This is a genomic window from Mesorhizobium sp. P160219 (genome assembly GCF_057786095.1).
In genome coordinates this window covers 1,586,675-1,605,480 of the sequence record NZ_JBYNWG010000001.1, presented here as the reverse complement: position 1 = coordinate 1,605,480, position 18,806 = coordinate 1,586,675, and the positions used below count along the sequence as shown (strand labels likewise).

Here is an 18,806-nt window from a genome sequence, read left to right as displayed (position 1 = left end):
GACAGCGCGAGCTTTCAATCGCTGGCGCCGCCCCTCATCCGCCCTTCGGGCACCTTCTCCCCGTGAACGGGGCGAAGGAAGAGGCGCTAAGGCCGCCGAAACCCAGTCGGCCCGCCATAGAGATACCCAATCCGATCAACCGCATCCTTCAGCCCTTCGCGCGAGACCAGCATGGTGTGGCCGTTGGCGTGGATCATGGTCTCGGCGTCGGCCATAACGGCGACATGCCCCTTCCAGAACACGAGGTCACCGCGTTTTAGCCCGGCATAATCGGATCCCGGATCGAGCGGCTCGCCCAGGCCTGCCGCCTGCATGTCGGAATCTCGAAGCACATTGCGGCCGGCCATGCGCATGGCCAGTTGCACGAGGCCAGAACAGTCGATGCCGAAGCCGGAGGTGCCGCCCCAGAGATAGGGCGTGCCGATAAACATCTCGGCGACCGAGACATAGTCGGCGGCGATATCGCTGACCGGGCGCACATGGCCGGCGATCAGCGCCTCGCCGGAAGGCAACAGCGCATAGTGCGTGCCGCGCGTTTCGGCAGCGCCCCTCACCGTCACCGTCGAGCCCATCGACAATTGCCCGCTGATCGGAAAGCGCAGATCCGGGCCTGGATAGAGAAAAGTGCGCGGCGCCGTGACGATGTGGGTTGGCGCATGCTCGGGTGCGCCCAGCATGGTGGCGCCGACGTAGCCGACATAGCCGTCACGTTCGGCCTGGACCCAGGCCCATCCCTCGGCTTCCTCGAAGACAAGCACATCGTCGCCGAACAGTACCTGCGTGTTGACGCCGGCATCCGGGCGCGGTGCCTTGCGCACGTCAGCCACGGAGGCCGTGATCCGAGCCCGACGGCCGGTGACGAAGCGATCGGCCGAAACCTCCCCTTTCAGCCTTGCATCGGCGAGGTCGGAACGGAAGGCGTGGAGGCGGGCATCCCTGGCAGTCAAATCGGTACTCGTTCTAATTCATGGATTGATCAGATGGGCAGTTCATGAGCCCTGGCAACGATACCATCCCCGAAGCGCTCGACAAAGAGCGCGCCTTCGACCGTGCGCCGGATCAGCACATTGCGCTTGTCGAGCTCGTCGCGATGGCGTGACACCAGTTTCAGCGCACCCATCGTGTCGAGGGCGCGGGTGATAACCGGCTTGGTAACATTGAGGCGGGCGGCTAGACCGCGCACCGTGTGCGGCGGCGGGTCGAGATAGATGGTGAACAGGATCGCCGTCTGGCGCATGGTGAGATCTGGCGCGCCGGCGCGCACCTGCGACAGCATCACCTGCTGCCACAGCCGCATCGCCTGGCTCGGACGCATCGAAATCGACATCGCCCGAGCATGACGGCAAATTGTTTCGGTTCCGTTTCAGTTTTGGTGGCCGTCTCAGGGCGTCAGGCATAGCGCCTCGAAATGACCCGCTCCAGTGCACGGATGCCTTGCGCCTCGCCGCCGGCGGGTCCGTAGGGGCGATCGGACGGGTTCCAGGCGAAGATGTCGAAGTGCGCCCAGCCCGTTGTCCGTTCGACAAAGCGCTTGAGGAAAAGCGCCGCGGTGACCGAACCGGCGAAGCCGTCGGTGGTGACGTTGTTGATGTCGGCGATCTTCGACGCCAGCCTGGCGTCATAGGGCCGCCACAACGGCATGCGCCACAACGGATCCTCGACGGCCATGGAGGCCGCAGCCAGTTCGGACGCCAGCGCTTCGTCGCCAGTGTAGAAAGGCGGCAGATCGGGCCCGAGCGCGACACGCGCTGCCCCGGTCAGCGTCGCCATGTCGATCAGCAGTTCCGGCTCCTCGTCATCGGCCAGCGCCAGCGCGTCGGCCAGCACCAACCGCCCTTCGGCGTCGGTGTTGCCGATCTCGACGGTAATGCCCTTGCGGCTGGTCAGTACATCTCCAGGCCGGAAAGCGTTGCCGGCAATCGAATTCTCGACCGCCGGGATCAGGACGCGCAGCCGCACCTTCAGCCCGGCAGCCATGATCATCGAGGCCAGGCCCAGCACATTGGCGGCGCCGCCCATATCCTTCTTCATCAAGAGCATGCCCGAGGACGGCTTGATGTCGAGGCCGCCAGTGTCGAAACAGACACCCTTGCCGACCAGCGTCACCTTCGGCGCGCCTTCCGGTCCCCAAACCATGTCGATCAGGCGCGGCGCTCCGACCGAGGCCCGGCCGACCGCATGGATCATCGGGAAATTCTGCTTCAGGAGATCATCGCCCTTGATCACCGATACCTCGGCCTCGTGAGTGGCCGCCAGGGTCCGCACGGCCTTCTCCAACTCGTCCGGTCCCATGTCGCTGGTCGGCGTGTTGACGAGGTCGCGCGCCAGGAAGACGCCGTCGGCGATGCGCCGGACACGTCCTGCATCTACGCCGAGCGGCAGCGCAAAACGCAGCGTCTTGCCTGATTTCTTTCCGTAGCGAGTGAAGACGTAACCGCCGAGCACCAAGCCTATGGCCGCGAGTTCCGGCTCGGCTGGAGCGGCGGCAAAATGCCAGTCGCCTTCCGGCAAGGCTCTCGCCAGCATGCCGACGGCCAGCGCGCCCTCGCCATCACCGACGCCGAACAAGGCGCCGGCAAGGGAACCGTTGTCGCCGGGGACGGCGAGCGTCCTACCGGCTTCGCCGGAAAAGCCGTTGGCGGCCGCCCATGCGGTCATGGAAGGCGAAAGCCCCAAGGCCTCCAGTCCATCGCTCGCGACCAGATGGACCGGCAGGGCAGTGTTTAGTGTCTCGATGAGTTCGACGGGCATTCGATGGTCTCCGGGAGGCTTGCAGGTCGTCCTCAGTCAAGTGACAGGGACGTCGGATGATTTCAACATCTATGCACAGGGGCCGGCATGGGACTGCCAGGCCAAAGGCTTCCGGCGGGCCGTTCACCGATCCGACGGCTCACTTTTTAACTGTCCGTTAGGGTTAACAGAATATTTCTGCGGGGATGAAGATGGCCACGTGAATGGCCACGCGCAGGAATGGAGAGCCCCGTGCCGATGCCCACCAACCGCAGGATGAACGTCACGGGCAAACGGTTGGTCACCACGGCACTGCTGATGGCGCTGGCGGCCGGTGTTGCCGGGTGCGGAACCAGCAAGCTCACGACCGGCTCGATCGGGCGCACCAGCGGCAAACCGCTGGAAACCATGTCGGCCAGCGAGTTGCACGGGGCGACCGGGCGGCTGGGCGAATCCTACGCAAAGAACCCCAACGACAAGCGGCTGGCGACAAATTTTGCGGCGGCGCTCCAGATGGACGGCGATGCCGACCAGTCGCTTGCCGTGATGCGCAAGCTGGCGATCGCCTACCCCAAGGATCGCGACGTGCTTGCCGCCTACGGCAAGGCGCTGGCCGCCAACGGCCAGTTCGAGCCGGCGCTCGACGCCGTGCGCCGGGCGCAGACGCCGGAATATCCGGACTGGCGGCTGATGTCGGCCGAGGCCGCCATTCTCGACCAGCTTGGCCAGAAGGATGAAGCGCGCCAGAACTACCGCAAGGCGCTGGACCTAAAGCCGAACGAACCCTCGATCCTTTCCAATCTCGGTATGTCCTATGTGCTGGAAGGCGATCTGCGCACCGCCGAGACCTATATGCGCTCGGCAGCCCAGCAACCGAATGCCGACAGCCGGGTGCGCCAGAACCTTGCGCTGGTCGTGGGACTGCAGGGCCGCTTCGACGAGGCCGAGAAGATCGCGTCGCAGGAGCTTTCACCCGAACAGGCGCAAGCCAATGTAGCCTATCTTCGCCAGATGCTTGCCCAGCAGAACGCCTGGAGTCAGCTCAAGGATCAGGACAAGGCAAAGCCGGCGACCAACTGAGCGCCGCATGGGCGCCGGCTCCGCACAGCGCAAATCCGTCCACGCATCAACGCTGAAAACCAAGAGCCGCACTGCATTGGCAGTGCGGCTCTTTTGTACGGCTGCAACCGAGGCCTACTGGCTTGAGGAATTGTGCTGGTCGCCGAAGATGCCGCGCTGACTGACCTGAATGCCGGCTGGGCCTAGAATGATGGCGAACAAAACCGGCAGGAAGAACAGGATCATCGGCACGGTAAGCTTCGGCGGCAGGGCGGCGGCCTTCTTCTCGGCGGCATTCATGCGCATGTCACGGCTTTCCGAGGCCAGCACGCGCAATGCGTGCGCCACGGGTGTGCCGTAGCGTTCGGCCTGGACCAGCGCCTGGGACACTGACTTCACCGACTCCAGGCCGGTACGAGCCGAGAGGTTTTCATAAGCCTGCTTGCGCTCCTGCAGATAAGAGAGTTCGGCGTTGGTCAGCACGAATTCCTCCGCCAGCGCCACCGACTGCGAACCGATCTCCTCGGAGACCTTGCGCAAGGCGGCCTCGACCGACATGCCCGATTCGACGCAGATCAGCATCAGGTCGAGCGCATCCGGCCACGCCGCCTGGATCGACTGCTTGCGCTTGGCGGCACGATTGTTGACGTAAAGGATCGGCGCGTAGAAACCGGCGTAGGCGACAAGGATGCAGACGAACAGTTTCACGAAGGCCGGCCGGTCAGGCAGTCCGCCGAGCACGAACAGATAGATCGCTGCCAGCGCGAAACCGACAAAAGGCAGGATCAGGCGGAAGAACAGGAAGCGGGTCAGCGGGTTCTGGCCACGAAAGCCCGCCACCTTGAGCTTCTGCAACGTGCCTTCATCGGCCAACGCACGCCGCAGGTCCAGCCTGTCGACGATGTTGCGCATGCCGATCGACTGCTCTTCGCGCAGCCCCTTGCGGCGACGATCGGCTTCATTGGCAAGCCGCGCGCGCTGCTTGGCGCGCAATTCGTCACGCTCCAGCGCCACCGATCTCATGCGAGTCTTGAGCTGATTGCCACCAAGGGCCGGCAGCACCGTGAAGACGGTCGCGAACACCGCAATGCCAACCAGCAACGCTATCAGGAAGGCAGGATCGGTCAGCGATTTTACGACTTGGTCGGTCATTCGTTTTCAGTCTTTTCGTTTCGAGCTTTCCAAGGTCGGCCTAAACTTCAAAGTTCATCATCTTGCGCATCACCAGAATGCCGATCGACATCCAGACGCCGGAACAGCCGAGGATCAGATTGCCGGTGCTGGTGGTGAACAGCGGCATGATGTAGTTCGGGCTCGACAGATAGACGAGAAGGGCGACGACAAAAGGCAGCGCGCCGATGATGACGGCCGACGCCTTGGCTTCCATGGAAAGCGCCTGGACCTTGGCCTTCATCTTCTTGCGATCGCGAAGCACGCGCGACAGGTTGCCAAGCGCCTCGGAGAGATTACCGCCGGCCTGTGACTGGATCTGAATAACGATGCCGAAGAAGCTTGCCTCGCTGCACGGCATGGTTTCAGCCATGCGCAAGGTGGCATCGGGGATGGACATGCCAATCTGCTGTGAATCGACGATCCGGCGGAACTCGGTCTTGACCGGCTCCGGCGATTCACTGGCGATCAGGCGAATGGCGTCGTTGAGCGGCAGGCCGGATTTGACGGCGCGCACGATGATGTCGAGGGCGTTGGGAAATTCGTTGAGGAACGCCTTGACCCGGCGCGCGCGGCGAAACGAGACGAACCAGCGCGGCAGGCCGAGCGCCCCCGCCAGCAGCGCGCCCGGCAGGACCAGAAGCGGCGCGCCGGCGAGATAGGCAAGCACCGTCAGCGCGATGCCGCAAATGACGGAGTAGATATAGAAACGCTCGATCGAGACCTGCATGCCGGCCTGACGAATCTGGGCCTTTAACGGCGGCTTCTTGACGGCGAGTTCGTTGGTTTTCTGCTTTTCGTCGAGCTGTTTCAGCGTGTCCTGGACAGATTTACGCCGCTTGACCGCCTCCGCGACACGGTCGCGCGAAGCCTTGACGACCGAACGATCGGTCTCGGCGGCCTTGATCGTCTCGAGCCGCTTGCCGGCCTGCTTCTCGTTGCTCATCTTGGTGAACAGGAAGGCATAGGCGACCGCACCGGCGCTGAAGCCGGCGAGCACGATGAACGCCAGTACGGTGGTGTCAATTCCGAACATCGACCTCGGTCCCCAGCGCATATCGCCGTTTCAAGGAAACGGCGATATGCGCTATCGCTTTGTTTTGACGCAATTCCCAAGGGAAAGCACTACGCGCTTTTCCCGGGAAAACCGCTTCACACTTTTTCTGGAATTGCTTCCAACCTCGATATGCGTCAGTCAGCGCGTTTCTCCATCGATTCCAGCGCATTGGCGAGGCGCTGTTCCTCGCCATAGTAGCGGGCGCGATCCCAGAAGTGCGGACGGCCGATGCCGGTCGACACGTGCTCGCCAAGCAGCCTTCCATTCGAGTCCTCGCCCTTGATGTTGTAGAGCACGATATCCTGCGTGATGATGACGTCGCCTTCCATGCCGATCACCTCGGTGATGTGGGTGATGCGGCGCGAGCCGTCGCGAAGGCGTGCTGCCTGGATGATGACATCGATGGAGCCGACGACGATTTCACGCACGGTCTTCTGCGGCAGCGAATAGCCGCCCATGGCGATCATCGATTCGATACGGTTCAGGCATTCGCGCGGGCTGTTGGAGTGGATCGTTCCCATCGACCCATCATGGCCGGTGTTCATCGCCTGCAGCAGGTCGAAAACCTCCGGTCCGCGCACTTCGCCGACGATGATGCGTTCGGGCCGCATGCGCAGGCAGTTCTTGACCAGGTCGCGCATTGTCACCTCGCCTTCGCCCTCGAGATTGGGCGGGCGGGTTTCGAGACGCACCACGTGCGGCTGCTGCAGTTGCAGTTCGGCCGAGTCTTCGCAGGTGATGACGCGTTCTTCGCGGTCGATATAGTTGGTCAGGCAGTTGAGCAGCGTCGTCTTGCCGGAGCCGGTACCGCCGGAGATGACGATGTTGCAGCGGACGCGGCCGATGATCTTGAGGATCTCGGCGCCCTGCGGCGAGATGGCGCCGAACTTGACCAGCTGATCGAGCGTCAGCTTGTCCTTCTTGAACTTGCGGATGGTGAGCGCGGTGCCGTCGATGGAGAGCGGCGGGGCGATGACGTTGACGCGGGAGCCGTCGGGTAGGCGGGCGTCGCAGATCGGACTCGATTCGTCGACGCGGCGGCCAACCTGGCTGACGATGCGCTGGCAGATGTTGAGCAGCTGCTGATTGTCGCGGAAGCGGATGCCGGTCTGTTCGACCTTGCCATTGACTTCGATGTAGACGTTCTTGGAGCCGTTGACCATGATGTCGGCGATATCGTCGCGGGCGAGCAGCGGCTCCAGCGGGCCGTAGCCCAGCACATCGTTGCAGATGTCCTCGAGCAACTCTTCCTGCTCGGCGATCGACATTGCGAAATTTTTGATGGCGATGATGTCGTTGACGATGTCGCGGATTTCCTCGCGCGCGCTCTCGGGATCGAGCTTGGCGAGTTGCGACAGGTCAATGGTGTCGATGAGCGCGGAGAAGACCTGGCTCTTGGTGTCGTAGTAGGTTTCACTTTTTTCGCGCTGGATCTTTTTTGGCGGCTCCGGCGCCATCGATGGCGCCTCAACGGCACGGCGAGTTGGCGGGGTTCCCGGCGCTCCAGGCGGCGCTGCCGCGGGCCGGGCAAGTACCGCCATGTCCGCAGGCGTTGCAGTGGCCGGCGCCGCTGGCGCCGGTGCTGGCTGACGGAACTCCGGGGTGAACCGGCCGCCGTCGTCGGAGCCTCTTTTACCAAACATGATCGACTACCAATTCCGTCCAGAACATGATGCCGAAGCGGTTTTCGGACGACATCATGCTCTACTTCTTGATTTGGAGGGGAGCGTCATTTCTTGTTACGCGAGAGCTTGCCGAGCAGGCCGCCCAGGCCTGCCTTCTTCCTGGCCTTGATTTCGCTGCGACCGGTCAGGACATGCGCGATTTCGTTGATCATGCCGACGACCGGGCTCCTGGCATCCATCTCGCCCAGCATGCGGCCGTTGTTGGCGGCATTTCCAAACAACAACGGGTCGAAGGCGATGACCGACATCGGCGTGAGGCTGAGCGGTTCGGCGAAGTCGGAAGCGGATATCTCGGGTCGCTTCGGTACGCCGGCCTGGTTGATGATCAGTTTCGGCGGCGGATCGTTCGGGCGAAGCCTCGTCAACATATCGACCAGGTTCTTGGTGTTGCGCAGATTGGCCAGTTCCGGCGTCGCCGTAATGACGATCTCGTCTGCCTTGATCAGCGTGTTCTTGGTCCAGCCGGTCCAGACATGGGGAATGTCGAGCACCAGCAGCGGCACGCTGCGCTGCGCGGTGTCGATGAGTTGCGTGAAGGCATCGGGATCGAAATCATAGACACGTTCGAGGGTGGAGGGCGCGGCGAGCAGCGACAGATGTTCGGCGCACTGGGCAAGCAGCCGGTCGAGATAGACCTCGTCGACTCGTTCGGGCGAAAACACGGCTTCGGCGATGCCTTGCGCAGGGTCCTGGTCGAAATTTATGTTGGCCGTCCCGAAAGCCAGGTCGAGATCGGCGACGACCACTTCCGACTTGAACAGCGATGACATCGCCCACGCTACATTGTGGGCGATGGTCGAGGAGCCGACGCCGCCCTTGGCGCCGATGAAGGCGATCGAGCGGCCGATCGGCTCGGCTTCCGGATCGACGAAGATCGATGAAACCACGGAGACGATATCGGCCATCGACACCGGCGCGATGACATATTCGGAAATACCGAAGCGGATGAGTTCGCGGTAAAGACCGACATCGTTGTAGTGGCCGATCACCACGACTTTCGAGGAGGGATCGCAATATTCGGAAAGCTGGGCAAGCTGCTCCAGCAACTGCTTCGGTTCGCTGCGCGATTCCAGCAGGATCAGGTTCGGCGTCGGCGCCGACTGGTAGAATTCGATCGCCGTGGCGATGCCGCCCATATGCACTTTCAGATGCGCCTTGGCCATGCGGCGATCCTCGCCGGCCCGCTCCACCGGATGCGCGACACCTTCCGTCTCGCAAAATGCCTGAATAGAAATACGCGGCACCGGCCGCAGCGCCTGCATCGCTGCAACGTCCGATTGCGAGCTGTCGCCGCCGTCTCCGGGCGTGTCGTAGGCAAGATTGCTCATCGTCATGCTCTTTTCCGTGACTTCTCTTTCCGGTCTCTACGCGGGACCGGCGCTCCTAATACGTCACTTCCGAACTGCCGAGGAACTCGTCCGAAATACCTCTGCCGCGATAGACGTCGATCACCGCGCCGCGGTTCTCGGCGTCGATATCGGACGACTTTCTTGGCCCGAGCAGATCGGCCGGATTGGCGAGTTGCGCAGCGAGGTTGTTTTGAGAGGAGCAGCCGTAATCGGCGTAGTGCTTGTTTTCGGAGGTTGCGAGGATGTCTTCGGGCCAGCGCCCGCATTTGTCGGTCTGGGCTCTCACCGAAATATAGGAAACGCGGATAGGCGCCGAGGCTTCCGGGGAAACCGACTGGTAGGAGGTCACCACGATCCGGTTTCGCTTGATGCCGCCGGCAACCGCCAGCCTGGCGAAATCGCGCGCCGCGGCAGTCGCCGCCACCTCATTGGCCGAGCCGATCGGGATTGCGATCGTCAGCGCCGGGGCAGCGCTCCTGTCGTAGCCGTCAAGGAAGCCTAGAAGCGTGTCGCGCTGCGAGCCGGTCATGCCGCGATCGCCGGCGCCGACCGGGAGGTCCAGCTTCTGGTTCTTCTCGGCAATCACGATCGGATGCGTGGTGCGATAATCATCGGGAATCGCCCCGACCGTGATGCTGTCGCGCTTGGCACAACCGGCGAGCGAGGCCGCGATCGCGATCGCCAGGATCGGCATTGCCGATCGGCTGATCCGCGCACCACCGGACCGCACTGTCGTGGCGACCGCTATGGCCTTCGATGCTGACTGAGACATGTCCGCTCCCCGCTTACTTGTAGATGAAGCCGACAACGCCGTGGTAGCGGCCGTTGGGCTTGTCGGTCTGCATGGTGCCGTAGACGCGGTTGACGCGGCCAAGGAACATGGCCGGGCCATCGCCGGCGGCGTTGAAATTGTCGTCCGGCTTGGCCAGGTCGTTGCGCGCCACCGGCCGCGCCAGATAGGGCGTGATGATGATGACCAACTCGCTTTCGTTGCGGACGAAATCGCGGCTGCGGAACAGCGTGCCGAGCACCGGGATTTTGGTCAGTCCGGGCAAGCCGTTTACGGCCTGCCTGACGTCGTCGCGGACGAGGCCGGCTATCATCATCGATCCACCCGAAGGCAGTTCCACGGTCGTGTCGGCCAAACGTTTACGCAGCGATATGATATTGGTGTCTCCGAAAGAGACCGCGCCTTCGGTGGTTGGTTCGGAAACCGACGTCCTGACCTTCAGGCTGATGCGACCGGGCGACAGCACTACAGGCTGAAATTCCAGGCCGATGCCGTATTCGATTTTCTGAGCCGTCCAAACCCTGTCGGCATTCTGATTGGCGTCCGACTTGGCGTTTGTAACGGCGCTGACCATATTGTACTCGCCGCCGACCCTGAAGGTCGCCTTCTCGCCGGAGACGGCCGTCAAAGTAGGCTCGGCCAGCGTTTTCATGACGCCGGACTGCTCCATCGCAGTGATGTAGCCCTGCAGAGCCGAGGTGGCGAAATTGACCCCCGAACTCGACAACGGCTTGCCTAGGCCGGGGAAGGTGTCACTGGTCGCATTGAAGCTGATGCCGTTGGAGCTGCCTTTGCCAACCATGTTGACGCCGAGCTGCTTCATCACCGAGCGGCTGACTTCGGCCACGGTCACTTTCAGCGTCACCTGGTCGTCGCCGATGATCTGCAGCAGGTTGACGATCTTCGACACCCGGCGTGCGGAATCCGGATTGTCGATGTCGACGCCGCCATTGGCGGAACCGCCGGCCGCAGTCTGCGAATACTGGCCGGTTGTCGCTTCACCGCCGGACACGAAGATGGTTGCCAGGTCGACGGCGCGCTTGGCGTCGAGCGGCGTGTCCACCGTCCCGGTCAGGACGACGTTGTCGTTCAGCAACTCGACCTTGATCTCGGCATTCGGAAGGAAGCGCTTGAGGTAGTCTTCCAATCCGGCGACGTCGCGTTCAACGGCCAGATCCAGGCTGGCAATCTGCTCGCCATTGGGACCGAAGACGAAGATGTTGGTTTCGCCCACCGACTTGCCGAACAGATAGATCCGCCTTGCCGTACGGGTCACGGCATCGGCGACCGCGGGGTTGGCGACCAGGATGTCGTAGGCGTCGCTCGGCAGGTCGATGACCACCGATTTGTTGAGGCCAAGCTTGACACGTTGCGTAGCCGTCGAGGCCGTGACCCCGACGCTCTTTGCGGCGGCCTTGGCGTCGACGAGGCCACTTGCATGGGCTCCGAGAAAAAGCAGGCCGATGGCCGCAGCCATGGTGACCGGCAGTCTAGCGACTAACCTCATTTCCTTGCCCCTACTTCGGAAACTTCGCCCGATTTGATCAACCGCACCGTTCCGCGCCGCCCATTGCCGGAAACGAGGTAGTCGGCTTCATCGGTACCCTTTTCCTTGTTGTCGGTGATCGAGCGCAGCGCCAGCGTCAGGCGATCGGCCATCTGCTGGGCGACGGTGATGATCTCGGCCTGCTGCGGCGTCAGCTCCAGCGTCGCCGTCTGTCCGACCCTGGTCTTCTTGCCTTCCTCGTCCTCCTGGATGGTCTGATCGATCGCCAGGACGCGGATGTTCTTGAGGATGGTCTCGGTGGTGAATCCGCTACCGGCGTTGCCGGTGTCGGATCTGCGGGTCATGATGACGTCGACAAAATCGTTAGGCAGGATAAAGCCGCCTGCCGACGTGTCGGCCGAGATCGCGGTGGCGACGGCACGCATGCCGGTGGGCAGGATCGAAGACATGAAGCTCTGCCCCTCGCCGATCAGCTTGGAGCGCCGCAGCGGCTCACCGGTGTACATCGCCATGCGGGCGACGGAGCCCTTCAGCTTCTCCCGCGCTTCGGGTTCGGCGGCACGGGTGATGAAATTCGCATTGATGCCATCGGACGGCCAGGACTCCCAGCTGAGATTGTTCTCAAGCGGGCTTCCCATCGGCACGTCGCCGGAAAGCACGAGCACATCCTGCAAGGCGATGGCCGGCGCCTGCGGGGCATCGACGACGACCTGCTGGGGCGGGACCGCCACCATATTCTTGGCAACATAACCTGCACCACCCGCCGCGGCCACCGCCACGCCCAGAATGATCAGTCGGGATGCTGGCATCTGTCCGAACCCTCGCCTTTAGGCAACCACCTAGCCAGGCCGGACTTTGCAGCGGCAATCGTCAAAACAAGGTTAATACAATGCTTACGATCGTGATTAATTCAAGGTTTACATAATCACACGCCCATGCTCCGACAAATGAAAAAGGCGGCCAAGCCGCCTCTTTTCAGGATCGATGCCGGAAGGGCAGAGGAGGTTCGCTACATCAGGTCGCCAACCTTGCCAATGCCCATTCCATCAAGGGCGAATCCGGATAGGTCAGCAGCCCGCCAATGCCGAGTGCGATGCCATAGGGAACGCCATTCATCTCGTCGGCGAAATGGCGCAGGACCGGATTGTGACTGGTGTAGGTCGCCAGCGGCGATTTCCGATAGAGGAGAATGGCGAGCGTCAGCAGGCCACCGATGAACGTCGAAGCCACGAGGTAATTGACAAGGTGAATGTTGAGCCCCATCCAGATGGACGTGGCTGCCAAAAGCTTGGCATCGCCGCCGCCCATGCCGCCGAGCGCAAACAGACCGAAAGTCACGGCCAGCACCAGGCCGCCGGCGGCGAAATGCCAGCCATAAGTTGCCCAGTCCATACCCGTCAGTGGCGCAACCACGGCAAAGACGGCCACAAGCAGCACCGGCACCCGATTGGAGATTGTCATCGACAGCGCGTCGGAGATCGCCGCAAAAAGCATGCAAAACGGAAAGACAACGAAGATCAGTGCGTTGAGCATCGGTCTCTCATGGTTGGAAAGGCAACGATGGCTGCAGGTTAGGCGGCTTGGGTTAAGGATTGGTGAGTTCTGCTCATCCGGGTCAAATCCCGAGAAATGTCAGCGCGCTAAGCGGCGCAGCAAGACCAAAGCCAAACGATCTTCAAAAGACAAAAGGGCCGCCAGCGAGGCGGCCCTTCCAGTCTACCCGTCGAAACAGGATGCTAGATCATTACTTACAAGCAGCGTTCGTCGGATCCTTCACGCAATCCGCGATGGTCGTGAACTTGGCGTTCAGGGCATTGCCGAGCTGACCAGCGCCAACCATGATGGCAAGCGCGATGAGAGCGGCGATCAGACCGTATTCGATAGCGGTCGCGCCGGATTCGTCCTTCGCGAAACGTGCGATGAGATTAGACATTCGAGAGCTCCTACTCCACGTGTTACAGCACTTCCGTCAACTTCTGTGGTGGTTGATCGGATGCTGCCAATCTACGGAGAAGCTCTTTCAATCGGCTTAATAAACAGCCTTACCGATTCCTTTCCCGCTTCGAACAGCTTGCGTGGTTAACCGTAAACTAAACGCTGGACAGTAGCTCGCCTGCCCGTGAAGAGCTGTAATTTCACGGCTATCGGCAGGATGCATTGTTACATTAGCTGGCAGCAGGATTGGTGCGAATACCCCGGCGCCGGTCAAGGGTTTAACCGTTGGTTCACCAATCTCCTTCATGTTTCTTTGAACAAGTTTTGCCGCTGTGGAGCGCCTTGATGACTGCCATGAAATCGTCATTCCTGCTTGTCGCGCTTCTCGCCGTCCCGGCTTTTGTGCTGCCGGCCAAGGCCGGAGCCGGCATCGAAGTGACGATGAATCAGGCCAAGATCGTCAAACTGACACGCCCCGCCGACACCATAGTCGTCGGCAATCCGGCGATTGCCGACGCCTCCGTCCAGGATGCATCGACGATCGTACTGACTGGCAAGGGGTTCGGCGTCACCAATCTGGTTGTCCTCGACCACGATGGCAGCCCGATCGTCGACGAGCAGGTGACCGTGGTGCGCCAGGACGCGTCGTCGGTGCGTATCTACAGGCGCGCCTCGGTACAGACCATGTCCTGCACGCCCTATTGCGAAAGCTCGTACAAGAGCGACTCGGAAAAGTCGTCCGAAGCCGAGATGAGCGCTGGGCAGTAAGCGCCTCAGTTGGCTCGATTGTCTCGGGAAAGCCGCGTCGGTTAGCGGCCGGTTAATGTCGCCTGGTCGAATTTAACGGTCATTCAAACCGGAGCTAAATGGGTTCTTGATAGTGGTGCTGACGGTACCGCATCAGGATCGCAGGAACGGGATATGGGCGACGTTTTGGACGAGGATTCAGAACGCGAGATCTGCAAGGCCAAGGCAGGGCGCGTGACGTTTGCCCCTCATTTCCTTCGTGATCGGCGCGGCAGCACGGCGATAGAATTCGCGATGCTTGCGCTACCGTTTGCGGCTCTCGTCTTCGCCATCCTCGAGAGCTGCGTTTCATTTGCCGGACAGGAGGTGATGGCCAACATCACCGATGATATCGCCCGTCAGTTGCGTACTGGCCAGTTGAGGCAAGCGGATGTGACGGAAGAGAAGCTGAAGGGCTTGGTCTGCGCCAGACTCGAGATCATTGTCGCGAAGGGTTGCCCCGGTTTGCTGGTGGATCTGCGCCCGTTCAAGACCTTTGCCGGGGCAGCCAGTGCGGGTTTCACGATTTCCGGCTCGACCATCACGCTGACGGGCAAGGATCCGGATACAGGCAAGGACCCGGCTTTCGGGACCCCTACAATAGGTCCGGCAGAATCAAAGAACATGCTGCGGGTCTTTTACCCTTGGCCGGTCATGACCGATTTCATGGCTCAATACATGTCGAATATGGATGGCGGCAAGACTCTGCATTACGCGACGACAACGTGGCAAAACGAGCCATTCGACAACTGAAATTGCACGTGTAAGCAAAAGGAAAAGTGCATGTTTCGTGCGGGGGCACATCCGGGGATGTCGGTTAGCTGGAAGAGAGCGGAGCGGTTTTTTTCCGATCGGCGCGGCATAGCGGCCGTCGAGTTTGCCCTCATCGTGCCTGTCTTGCTGATCATGTATTTCATTACGATGGAGGCCTCGCAAGCCATCGAGGCCAGCAAGAAGGTCAGCCGCATCAGCTCCATGGTTGCCGACCTCGTCACGCAGCAAACGTCGGTGGTCAACGCAGATCTCACCGACATCATGAAGATCGGCAACTCCAGCCTTCAGCCTTACAACCGCTCGGTCGCCAATATCTCCATTACGGCAATCGACATCAGAACCGACCCGAACAATCCGATACCGCAAGCAAAGGTGGCGTGGTCCTGGAGCGTGCTGGATGGGAAGACTGGCCGCGACTCCAACCCGACAACTTCCACCACCGTTCCGGCGACGCTCAATGTTGCGGGGACTTTCCTCATTCGTGTCAAAACCACTCTAGCATACCAACCGATCATCTCCTGGTCGGAAGGCTCCGAAAAGCCGCTCGGATTTATCTCGGCCTTCAACGAAGGCAAGATAACGATGAGCGAAACCTACTATCTCAGGCCGCGCCGGACCACGTCGATCCCCTGCAGCGATTGCTGAAGCAGCTCTGGCCCATCCGACCCCGGCTTTATTGCGCGCCGCTGTCGGTGCTGCCCGACACCAGGCGCACGATGGAATCGGCCATCGCATAGTCACTCGCAGCGGCGAGCGTGAACCCTCCCGAATGTTTCGATTCCACGAAATCGTAGACTTCCGGCGACTGCGATCTGAGATTGGTGAGGAAGACGGTCAGTCGGCGTTTGGCTTCGGGGTCGAGATCGCTGCGGACGGCGTGAGGGCCGTATCTGAGCACGCCGGAGGTCCAGATGATCTGGAGCGCGGCTTCTGGAATGCCCGCCGCCTCCAGTCGCGCCGCCGTGCCGTCCGGATCAGCCGGCTGATCGCCAGCAATCGCCGTCCGGTTTTCCGCCGTGGCCCGCTCCCAGCCGAACAAGGCATCGGCCTGGCCATCGACCAGCATCGCTTCTGCGGCGGCAGCCGAGCCGGCATGAGCGAGGAATGGCGCATCCTGGCTGATCTTGATGCCGTCGGCCGCCAGCCCGGCGAGCGGTAGAAGCGAACCGCCGACATTGTCGGAAGGCGCCATGGCGATGCGGTGCGTTTCCAGGGCCGCGAGATCGGAAAGCCTGCCGTCGCGCGTCAAAAGCACGGAGCGGATGCCCGTGGCACCGTCGGCATCGACCGGCGCCACAAGAGGTTCGACGCAGCCGCAGCGCTCCGAGGCGGTGGCGTAGGCGGTCGCCGAATAGACCGCGTACTGAATCCGGCCATTGGCCTGTGCCTCTATCAGCGCCGCATAGTCATGCGCGACGACGAATTCCACCTTCATGCCGAGCGCCCTGCCGTAGGCGTCAGTCAGCATGGCCAGACCCGGAACCGTGTTGCCGGCGCCCGGCTCGGCAACGATGCCGATCCGAAACGTGCCGATCTGGTCGCGCCAGTCGGCGTGCGCGGCGAGCTGCGAGGCCAGCAGCGCTACAGTGGTCGCCAGTGCACTCCAACCCAGGTCAGCCCGTCTCATCGATCCATGCCCCGCACGCCGTTCCTTGAAGCGCATCGCATGTCTCAAGGATGCGTACAGCGCGCCTGCCCGACTTCGCGACCATCGCGTCAGGCCGTTGCCGCCTGGTTTACGATTTGCCAATGCCGCGACGGGACCTTATGTCTGGTCAACCAGACTGGCAATGACGGCACCGATGGCACGCGCTTTCCTCTTCGTTCTCGATTCTTTCGGCATTGGCGGCGCCGCCGATGCCGAACCCTATGGCGACGCCGGCTCGAACACATTCGGACATATCGCGCTGGCCTGCGCGGAAGCCCGCGCCGATCGCGAGGGCCTGCGCGAGGGACCGCTGAAGGTGCCCACCATGGTTTCGCTCGGTCTCGGCCGCGCAGCAGAAACCGCAACCGGCTTCCAATTCGACAGCAAAGCCGCTGTTTCAGCCTCCGCTTTCCACGGCGCCGCGCAGGAGATTTCGAGCGGCAAGGATACGCCGTCGGGTCACTGGGAAATCGCCGGGCTGCCCGTGCGGTTCGACTGGGGCTATTTCCCCGATAAGGTGCCCACCTTCCCTGCCGAACTGACCGAAGCGATGATCCGCGAGGGTAAGGTGCCGGGCATTCTCGGCAACTGCCATGCGCCCGGCACGGAGATCATCGAGCGCTTCGGCGAGGAGCATATCCGCACTGGCCAGCCGATCTGCTACACCTCGGTCGATTCCGTCCTGCAGATAGCAGCGCACGAAGTTCATTTCGGCCTGGAGCGGCTCTACGAGTTCTGCAAGACGGTACGCCGGCTGGTCGATCCGCTGAAGATCGGACGGGTGATCGCACGGCCTTTCCTGGGCGAAACATCGGCCACCTTCGAGCGCACCTACAACCGCCATGACTACGCCGTGCCGCCGCCTGAGCCGACGCTGCTCGACCGCTTGACCGGGCGCGGCAGCCGGGTGATCGCGGTCGGCAAGATCGGCGACATCTTCGCCCATCGCGGTATCTCGGAAGTACGCAAGGCGCCCGGCAACATGGCAATGTTCGACAAGGCGCTGGGTGCGATGGACGATGCCGGCGACGGCGACCTGGTGTTCGCCAATTTCGTCGACTTCGACACCGATTTCGGCCATCGCCGCGACGTCGCCGGCTATGCTGCAGCGCTCGAAGCCTTCGACCGCCGGCTGCCCGAGGCACTGGCAAAGCTGAAGCCGGGCGATCTGCTCATCCTCACCGCCGACCATGGCAACGATCCGACATGGCGAGGCACCGACCACACGCGCGAACGCGTCCCGGTCATCGGCACCGCACCGGGTCTCACGGGCGGCGACATCGGGCTCAGGACCACCTTCGCCGATATCGGCGAGACGGTCGCCGAACACCTCAAGCTGGCGCGCGGCCGCCACGGCGCTTCCTTCCATGCGGCGATAGGCGGCCATGCCTGAACTGCCCGAGGTCGAAACCGTCCGGCGCGGCCTGCAGCCGGTTCTGGAAAGCGCGCGGATCGTACGCGTCGAGGCGCGCCGGCCCGATCTCAGATTTCCGTTTCCGGCGAAATTTGCGCAGCGGCTGACCGGCAAGACGGTCATCGCGCTTGGCCGCCGCGCCAAATATCTCACCATACACCTGGACGATGGCCCGGTGATGATCTGCCATCTCGGCATGTCGGGCTCGTTCCGCATCGAGACCGCCGATGAGAAAGAGACGCCCGGCACGTTCCATCAAGAGCGCTCGAGGAATGCCAAGCACGACCATGTGGTGTTCCATGTCGTGTCGCCTGTCGGCGTCCAGTCTCGCGTGGTCTTCAACGACCCGCGTCGGTTCGGCTTCATGCTGTTTGCGGAAGGCCTGGCCGAGGCGCATCCGATGCTCGCGGGACTGGGCGTCGAGCCGACCGGCAATGCGCTGGAAGGCGCCCTGCTCGCCTCTCTGCTGAAGGGCCGCAGATCGCCGTTGAAGGCGGCGCTGCTCGACCAGAAGCTGATTGCCGGGCTCGGCAATATCTATGTGTCGGAAGCGCTGTGGCGCGCCGGCCTTTCGCCATTGCGCGAGGCAGGCACCATCGCCGGGACCAGCAAGAAGGCCAAGGAACAGAGCGAACGACTGGCCGAGGCAATCCGTTCGGTGATCGCCGATGCGATCGCCGCCGGCGGGTCTTCGCTGCGCGACTATGTGCACACAGACGGGTCGCTGGGCTATTTCCAGCATTCCTTCGCGGTCTACGATCGCGAAGGCGAGCCCTGTCCGACGCCCGGCTGTCGCGGCCACATCGAGCGCATCGTGCAAAGCGGCCGCTCGACCTTTTATTGCCGGACGTGCCAGCGGTAAGCTAGACGGTCCTTCAGTGCCGCAACCAGGAGGCCAGCCC

At 62.2% G+C, this 18,806-nt stretch carries 19 protein-coding genes; 6 read left to right on the top strand and 13 right to left on the bottom strand.

Going from position 1 to position 18,806, the window contains the following annotated elements; all coding sequences use genetic code 11:
• Positions 1 to 86: 86 nt before the first annotated feature.
• The 3 genes from AC3EMP_RS07885 to AC3EMP_RS07875 form a co-directional block, all read right to left on the bottom strand.
• Positions 87 to 947 (bottom strand): C40 family peptidase, encoded by an 861-nt coding sequence (locus tag AC3EMP_RS07885; RefSeq protein WP_023688713.1) that lies wholly within the window; start codon positions 945 to 947, stop codon positions 87 to 89.
• 29 nt (positions 948 to 976) lie between these two features.
• Positions 977 to 1,327: a MarR family winged helix-turn-helix transcriptional regulator gene (locus AC3EMP_RS07880; protein ID WP_023669596.1), complete on the bottom strand. Its 351-nt coding sequence runs from the start codon at positions 1,325 to 1,327 to the stop codon at positions 977 to 979.
• A 62-nt stretch (positions 1,328 to 1,389) separates the two neighbouring features.
• The gene (locus AC3EMP_RS07875) at positions 1,390 to 2,751 is read right to left on the bottom strand and encodes a leucyl aminopeptidase family protein (protein ID WP_023834318.1); all 1,362 of its coding nucleotides are present in this window, start codon (positions 2,749 to 2,751) and stop codon (positions 1,390 to 1,392) included.
• 237 nt (positions 2,752 to 2,988) lie between these two features.
• On the opposite strand from AC3EMP_RS07875, the gene AC3EMP_RS07870 reads away from it, so the two are divergent.
• Positions 2,989 to 3,810, top strand: coding sequence for a tetratricopeptide repeat protein (locus tag AC3EMP_RS07870; protein ID WP_023669594.1), 822 nt, complete (start codon positions 2,989 to 2,991; stop codon positions 3,808 to 3,810).
• A gap of 114 nt (positions 3,811 to 3,924) precedes the next feature.
• Here the strand turns inward: AC3EMP_RS07870 and AC3EMP_RS07865 are convergent, their stop codons facing one another.
• The 9 genes from AC3EMP_RS07865 to AC3EMP_RS07825 all read right to left on the bottom strand — a co-directional run bounded on the left by AC3EMP_RS07865 (position 3,925) and on the right by AC3EMP_RS07825 (position 13,280).
• Positions 3,925 to 4,941 carry a type II secretion system F family protein gene (locus AC3EMP_RS07865; RefSeq protein ID WP_023696714.1) on the bottom strand — a complete coding sequence of 339 codons (1,017 nt, stop codon included), beginning with the start codon at positions 4,939 to 4,941 and terminating at the stop codon, positions 3,925 to 3,927.
• Positions 4,942 to 4,981: 40 nt separating this feature from the next.
• On the bottom strand, positions 4,982 to 5,995 hold the full coding sequence (locus tag AC3EMP_RS07860; protein WP_023669592.1) for a type II secretion system F family protein: 1,014 nt from the start codon (positions 5,993 to 5,995) through the stop codon (positions 4,982 to 4,984).
• A 155-nt stretch (positions 5,996 to 6,150) separates the two neighbouring features.
• Positions 6,151 to 7,659, bottom strand: a complete 1,509-nt coding sequence (locus AC3EMP_RS07855) for a TadA family conjugal transfer-associated ATPase (protein WP_023688717.1) — start codon at positions 7,657 to 7,659, stop codon at positions 6,151 to 6,153.
• A gap of 86 nt (positions 7,660 to 7,745) precedes the next feature.
• Positions 7,746 to 9,029, bottom strand: a complete 1,284-nt coding sequence (locus AC3EMP_RS07850) for a CpaE/TadZ family protein (protein WP_352710448.1) — start codon at positions 9,027 to 9,029, stop codon at positions 7,746 to 7,748.
• A 55-nt stretch (positions 9,030 to 9,084) separates the two neighbouring features.
• Positions 9,085 to 9,822, bottom strand: coding sequence for a CpaD family pilus assembly protein (locus AC3EMP_RS07845; RefSeq protein WP_023688719.1), 738 nt, complete (start codon positions 9,820 to 9,822; stop codon positions 9,085 to 9,087).
• 13 nt (positions 9,823 to 9,835) lie between these two features.
• Positions 9,836 to 11,347, bottom strand: a complete 1,512-nt coding sequence (locus AC3EMP_RS07840; RefSeq protein ID WP_352710366.1) for a type II and III secretion system protein family protein — start codon at positions 11,345 to 11,347, stop codon at positions 9,836 to 9,838.
• The gene (gene cpaB, locus AC3EMP_RS07835) at positions 11,344 to 12,156 is read right to left on the bottom strand and encodes a Flp pilus assembly protein CpaB (RefSeq protein ID WP_023688721.1); all 813 of its coding nucleotides are present in this window, start codon (positions 12,154 to 12,156) and stop codon (positions 11,344 to 11,346) included. Before cpaB ends, AC3EMP_RS07840 begins: the two co-directional genes overlap by 4 nt.
• A gap of 205 nt (positions 12,157 to 12,361) precedes the next feature.
• Positions 12,362 to 12,880 (bottom strand): A24 family peptidase, encoded by a 519-nt coding sequence (locus tag AC3EMP_RS07830; protein WP_023688722.1) that lies wholly within the window; start codon positions 12,878 to 12,880, stop codon positions 12,362 to 12,364.
• Positions 12,881 to 13,091: 211 nt separating this feature from the next.
• Positions 13,092 to 13,280 carry a Flp family type IVb pilin gene (locus AC3EMP_RS07825; RefSeq protein ID WP_023688723.1) on the bottom strand — a complete coding sequence of 63 codons (189 nt, stop codon included), beginning with the start codon at positions 13,278 to 13,280 and terminating at the stop codon, positions 13,092 to 13,094.
• 347 nt (positions 13,281 to 13,627) lie between these two features.
• Between AC3EMP_RS07825 and AC3EMP_RS07820 the strand changes: the two genes are divergently transcribed.
• The 3 genes from AC3EMP_RS07820 (at position 13,628) to AC3EMP_RS07810 (ending at position 15,487) form a co-directional block, all read left to right on the top strand.
• Positions 13,628 to 14,050, top strand: a complete 423-nt coding sequence (locus tag AC3EMP_RS07820; RefSeq protein WP_023681988.1) for a pilus assembly protein N-terminal domain-containing protein — start codon at positions 13,628 to 13,630, stop codon at positions 14,048 to 14,050.
• Positions 14,051 to 14,203: 153 nt separating this feature from the next.
• A complete protein-coding gene (locus tag AC3EMP_RS07815) occupies positions 14,204 to 14,821 on the top strand; it encodes a TadE/TadG family type IV pilus assembly protein (protein ID WP_050587454.1) in 618 nt (205 codons plus the stop codon).
• 57 nt (positions 14,822 to 14,878) lie between these two features.
• Positions 14,879 to 15,487 (top strand): TadE/TadG family type IV pilus assembly protein, encoded by a 609-nt coding sequence (locus AC3EMP_RS07810; protein ID WP_245260268.1) that lies wholly within the window; start codon positions 14,879 to 14,881, stop codon positions 15,485 to 15,487.
• A 28-nt stretch (positions 15,488 to 15,515) separates the two neighbouring features.
• On the opposite strand, the gene AC3EMP_RS07805 is transcribed toward AC3EMP_RS07810, so the two are convergent.
• Positions 15,516 to 16,469, bottom strand: a complete 954-nt coding sequence (locus AC3EMP_RS07805) for a phosphate/phosphite/phosphonate ABC transporter substrate-binding protein (RefSeq protein WP_023669581.1) — start codon at positions 16,467 to 16,469, stop codon at positions 15,516 to 15,518.
• A gap of 175 nt (positions 16,470 to 16,644) precedes the next feature.
• Between AC3EMP_RS07805 and AC3EMP_RS07800 the strand changes: the two genes are divergently transcribed.
• Together AC3EMP_RS07800 and mutM are read left to right on the top strand one after the other, a co-directional pair.
• Positions 16,645 to 17,883 carry a phosphopentomutase gene (locus AC3EMP_RS07800; RefSeq protein ID WP_023681992.1) on the top strand — a complete coding sequence of 413 codons (1,239 nt, stop codon included), beginning with the start codon at positions 16,645 to 16,647 and terminating at the stop codon, positions 17,881 to 17,883.
• The gene (mutM, locus tag AC3EMP_RS07795; protein WP_023681993.1) at positions 17,876 to 18,766 is read left to right on the top strand and encodes a bifunctional DNA-formamidopyrimidine glycosylase/DNA-(apurinic or apyrimidinic site) lyase; all 891 of its coding nucleotides are present in this window, start codon (positions 17,876 to 17,878) and stop codon (positions 18,764 to 18,766) included. The genes AC3EMP_RS07800 and mutM overlap by 8 nt, the downstream gene beginning before the upstream one ends.
• Positions 18,767 to 18,806: the final 40 nt, after the last annotated feature.